We start from the raw sequence: 4,686 nt of genomic DNA, 5'->3' as shown, positions 1-4,686 counted from the left end.
CCCATCGCCAGCGCGGCGACCACCGCGCCACCGACCGCGAGCAGTGCCCGCCGCCAACGCCAGGACCGGCGCGGCGCGGCGTCGGCCGGTTCGACGCCCGCCTCCGGTCTGGCCGGGACGGCGGCCGATTCGCGGACGGCGGTGGGTTCGCCGGCGGCGAGCAGGATGCGCGCCGCCTCGGCGGCCGGCGGCCGGTCGGCGGGGTCGCGGGCCAGACACCAGCGGTGCAGCCGATGGATCTCGGCCGGCACTCCGGCGATTTCGGGCAGCGGCTCGGGCTCGACCTGCGCCGGTACGCCGAGCGTCCCGGCCCGCGCTTCGGCGCTCCGCGGCGGCCGGCCGGTGAGCACCCGGTGCACGAGCAGGCCGAGGGCGTACACGTCGCAGGCCGGCAGCACCTCGCCGGCCTCCAGTCGCTCCGGAGCCAGATAGGCCGGCGTGCCCAGCAGCCGCCCCTCGAAGTCGACCTCCGGATCACCGACGGCCGCCGCGATGCCGAAGTCGAGCACCTTCGCGCCGGTGGGGGTGAGCATCACGTTGGCCGGCTTGATGTCGCGGTGCACCAACTCCTGGGCGTGCGCGGCCGCGAGCGCGGCCGCCACCTCCGCGCAGATCCGCAGGCCCGCGCGGGGCGGCAGCGGGCCGGCCTCCAACCGTTGTTCGAGGGTGTGGCCACCGAGCAGCTCCATCACCACGAACGGGACGTGGGCGCCGCCGAGCCTGGATTCGCCGTAGTCGTAGACGCTGGTGACGTGCGGGTGCGACAGCCGGGCGGCCGCCTTGGCCTCGGCCCGGATCCGCTGCCGGGCGTTGGCGTCGGAGGCGACGAGCACCTTCACCGCCACGTCCCGTTCGAGCACCTCGTCGTACGCCCGGTGCACCGCGGACATGCCGCCACTGCCGAGGCGCTCCAGGAGCCGGTAGCGGCCCGCAAGCAACTGATCACGCTGCACGACCGACAGCCTGCCGTACCGCCCCGGCGGCGTGCCAGCCGGGATCGAGATCGCCGAATGGCGGGAGTCGGCCTGCCGCGACCGCGCCGTCGGGTCAGTCCCCGGTCGGCGGACGCCAGGCGAACCGCGGCTGTCGGCGCTCGGCGATCGCCGCGACCCCTTCCCGGGCCTCGCCGGTGGCCATGACCTTCCGATGCCACCAGGCGATCCGGGCGGGGCCGGCCCGATCGTCGACGATCTCCTTGGCGGCGGCGACGCTCAGCGGCGACCGCTGGGCGATGGTCGCCGTCAGGTCGTCCACCCGCTCGGCGAGCCGGTCGGCCGGCAGCACCTCGTCGACCAGGCCGACCCGCAGGGCTCGCTCGGCGTCGATCAGCTCGGCGGTGAACAGCAGATGCTTGGCGGCGGACGGGCCGACCAGCCGGGCGAGCCGGCGGGTCGTCGGCGCCGGATAGACCAGACCGAGCCGGGCCGGGGGTACGCCGAAACGGGCGTCGTCCGCGGCGATCCGCAGGTCGCAGGCGACCGCGAGCTGGGCGCCACCACCGACGCAGGCGCCCCGGATCGCCGCGACGGTCGGTTTGGCGAAGCGCGCCAGCCGTTCCTCGGCGGCCACCGCGATGCTGGCGTCACCGGCGTCCAGCAGCTCGGCGAGGTCGCCGAGGTCGGCGCCGGCGCAGAAGGCGTCGCCCGCGCCGGTGAGCACCAGGGCCCGTACGTCGGGGTCGGGTTCCAGCCGGTCGAGCAGGTCGGGGAGCTGACGCCACATGGCGGCGGTCATCGCGTTGCGCCGAGCCGGGTTGTGGATCGTCACGGTCGCGACCGGCCCGGTCACCTCGACGGTCAACTCCGCGTCCGACACGTCCGCTCCTCTCCGCGCCACCCCGTCCGGCGCCGCCGATCCCGCCCGCCCGCACCAGTGCCGCGACCATAACGGCGCGAGCCCGACGACCACCGTGAGGGGTGGCCGCCGGGCCCGCAGGTCACGTCAGGTCAGGAGACGTTGACCGCGGTGTCGTCGACCACGAAGGACGTCTGCAGCGAGGAGTCCTCGGTGCCGGTGAACTTCAGGCTGACGGTCTGGCCGGCGTACGCGGCCAGGGAGAAGGACTTCTGGCTGTAGCCGGTGGCCTTGTTCAGGTTCGAGTAGGTCGCCAACGTGGCCAGCACCGTCCCGCCCGAGTTCAGCACCTGCACGCGCAACGTGTCGTACGCGACGCTGGTGGTGGTCTCTGCCGAGTCGATGTGCAGCCAGAAGCTGACCGTGTACGACGAACAACCGGAGGGCAGGCTCACCGACTGCGCGAGGGTGTCGGTGCGGCTGCTGCCGTACCCGTTCAGCCAGGCCTTGTACGACCCGGTGCGGGCCGCCTGACCGCTGGAGTTGGTGATGACGCCGGAGCTGGCCGTCCATCCGGTCGCGCCGGACTCGAAGCCGGGGTTGGCCAGCTTCTGGCCGGGTGCGGTGCAGCCGCCGCCGGTGCCGTTGACGGTCAGCCGGTAGGTCGCGCTCCGGGTGACCGAGCCCGCGCCGTTCACGGTGACCGAGTAGGTGCCGGGTGGGGTGGCCGCCGAGGTGCTGATGGTGAGGGTGGACGAGCCGCCCGAGGTCACCGAGGCGGGGCTGAACGCGGCGCTCGCACCGCTCGGCAGGCCGGACGCGGAGAACGTCACCGTCTGCGCCGAGCCACTGGTGGTGGCGGTCGACACGGTGGTGGATGCCGAGCCGCCCGGGTTCACCGAGCCGGCGGTCGGCGACAGCGACACCGAGAAGTCGTTGCCGGTCGAGCAGGGCGCGTCGTTGCCGGCCACGTTCACCGCGGTCCAGGCGGCCTGCACGGCCTTGTACTCGGCCGAGCAGCTGCCGTGCAGGTCGGTGGCCGCCCGCAGGCTGTAGGCGCGGGCGGTGTTCGCCGGGTTGCTGGTGCTGACGTACGACGTGTTGGAGGTGAAGTAGACGTCCAACGCCCGGAACCAGATCTTCTCCGCCTTGGCCCGGCCGATGCCGGTCATCGCGGGTGCGGAGCCGCAGACCGGCGAGGTGCCGTACGCGGTGGCGCCGGTGCCCTCGGCGAGGTTGAAGTAGAAGTGGTTGGCGACCCCGGAGGAGTAGTGCACGTCCTTGTTCTTGGTGCTGGTGGACCAGCAGCTGTCGGACGAGCCGTCCAGCGACGGATTGTACATGTAGCGCAGCGGCGTGCCGTTGCCGTTGATGTTGATCTTCTCGCCGACCTGGTAGTCGCCCGGGTCGGCCGAGGTGTTGGCGTAGAACTCGACCATGTTGCCGAAGATGTCGCTGGTGGACTCGTTGAGGCCGCCGGACTCACCGGAGTAGGTGAGGCCGCCGGGGACCACGTTCTCGGTCACGCCGTGGCTCATCTCGTGCGCGGCCACGTCGAGCGAGACCAGCGGGCGGGAGTTGCCCGAGCCGTCGCCGTAGGTCATCCGCGAGCCGTCCCAGAAGGCGTTGACGTAGTTGTTGCCGTAGTGCACCCGGCTCGGCACGCCGGTGCCGTTGCCGAAGATGCCGTTGCGGGCGTGCGTGTTCTTGAAGTAGTCGAACGTCTTGGCGGCGCCGAAGTGCGCGTCGACGGCGGCGGACTGCCGGTTGGAGTTGGCTCCGGTGCCCCAGGTGTTGTCCGCGTCGGTGAAGGTGGCGCAGCTCGACGTGCCGTTGTTCATGTCGCAGGTCGAGCCGTTGCCGTGCGACGGGTCGATCATCTGGTACGTGCTGCCGGAGAGCGTCGTGTCGATGCTGACCGTGCCCGAGTAGAGGCTGTTGCCGGTGCCGGCCACCGCCTCGATCTCGTCGTACGACCCGATGGCCCCGCCGGTGGTGGCGTCGGTGATCACGTGGAGCCGGGACGGAGTCTGCCCGTCCGGCTGCCAGCCGCTCACCACGGTTTCCCAGGCCAGCCTGCCCCGACCGGAGCTGGCGTCGACGAACAGCTCCGGGGCGCCCACGGCCTCGGCCTTGCCGGTGAACTCGGCACGGGCGGCCTTCTTCGCCACCGCAGCGGTGACCCTGGCGGTGGTGCCGAGGGTCAGTGGCGCGGCCAGACCGACCGAGCTGCCGGCGTAGCTGCCGTTCGGCGCGGCGTGAATGACGAAGTCACCACCGTAGACGCGCAGACCCTGGTAGCTCCGGGTGTAGCGGGTGTGCGTGGCTCCGGAGGCGTCGACCCTGGTGCTGTGCACCTGGTAGGACTCGGCGCTGGAACCCTGGACCGCGCCGGGGTTCGTTCGAAGGACGGTCGCCGCCTGGGGCGCGGCGGAGGTGTCCGGCGCGGGGGCGGTGGGCGGAGCCGCGAGCGCCGCGGTGGCGACGCAGGTCAACAGGCCACTGGTGAGCAGCACTGCGCTGACGGCGGCGAGGGGTCGTTTCACGTGCCCTCCTGAAAGGGGAAAGATTGTGACGGGGGTAGTCACGCATGTAGATATAACGATGTGTTGACGAAAAGAGAAGGCTTGGACCGCTCCCAGACATCGACAGTGACCGTTCGGATGAGGGTGGCGACGAGGGAACCGCCGGCCGCGGCCGCGCGTCCGAGCGGCATGAGACCCGCCTCGACGACCGGCGCCACGATCGCGCTACTGGTCGCTCTGCTGGCCGGCTGCACCGGCGACGACCGGGCCGGCACCGCCCCGGACCAGCCGCCCGCCACCGTCGGCTCGACCCCGACCGGGCCGGCCACCGGCACCCCGCCGCCGACCGCCGCCCCCACCACCACTT

Annotated in this window: 3 protein-coding genes; all 3 read right to left on the bottom strand. The window is 72.4% G+C overall.

Going from position 1 to position 4,686, the window contains the following annotated elements; genetic code table 11:
• On the bottom strand, positions 1 to 953 hold a 953-nt coding region (locus EAD98_RS00995; protein WP_147457305.1), incomplete at its 3' end, for a serine/threonine-protein kinase.
• A 94-nt stretch (positions 954 to 1,047) separates the two neighbouring features.
• Positions 1,048 to 1,815 carry an enoyl-CoA hydratase/isomerase family protein gene (locus tag EAD98_RS00990; RefSeq protein WP_121652211.1) on the bottom strand — a complete coding sequence of 256 codons (768 nt, stop codon included), beginning with the start codon at positions 1,813 to 1,815 and terminating at the stop codon, positions 1,048 to 1,050.
• Positions 1,816 to 1,946: 131 nt separating this feature from the next.
• A complete protein-coding gene (locus tag EAD98_RS00985) occupies positions 1,947 to 4,340 on the bottom strand; it encodes a M4 family metallopeptidase (RefSeq protein ID WP_121652210.1) in 2,394 nt (797 codons plus the stop codon).
• Positions 4,341 to 4,686: the final 346 nt, after the last annotated feature.

The organism is Micromonospora sp. CV4 (assembly GCF_003667455.1).
GTDB lineage: Bacteria > Actinomycetota > Actinomycetes > Mycobacteriales > Micromonosporaceae > Micromonospora.
Note: the sequence above shows the minus strand (reverse complement) of the source record. Positions and strands in the feature narration are given on the sequence as shown.